Origin of the sequence: Bacillus sp. SIMBA_154, assembly GCF_046536015.1 — a bacterium.
Taxonomy (GTDB): Bacteria; Bacillota; Bacilli; order Bacillales; family Bacillaceae; genus Bacillus; species Bacillus pumilus_P.
In genome coordinates this window covers 1-253 of sequence record NZ_JAWJBV010000453.1, presented here as the reverse complement: position 1 = coordinate 253, position 253 = coordinate 1, and the positions used below count along the sequence as shown (strand labels likewise).

Genomic DNA, 253 nt, shown 5'->3' with positions numbered 1-253 from the left:
CTAATTCCCATCCTTCAATGATACAACGTACATCACACACCCAACCATAGGCAGTCTCATAGACAACACCATTGAAAGGTTTGCCTTCGTGAATAAGCTGAAAATTTCCATCCCATTCTTGATCAATGGCCGCATCTAAAAGCTCAAGCCCTTTAATGTCTATAAAAGGTAAATCGTAATCACCCAATATTTGACCATTAAGAAATTGCTTTTTACTAACAACAATCCCGCTTTCAGCGAAAATAGCAACGCC

At 39.1% G+C, this 253-nt stretch carries 1 protein-coding gene; it reads right to left on the bottom strand.

The genetic code is table 11. The annotated features are described in order from the left end of the window. On the bottom strand, positions 1–253 hold a 253-nt coding region (locus R0K30_RS22740), incomplete at both ends, for a hypothetical protein (RefSeq protein WP_410613202.1).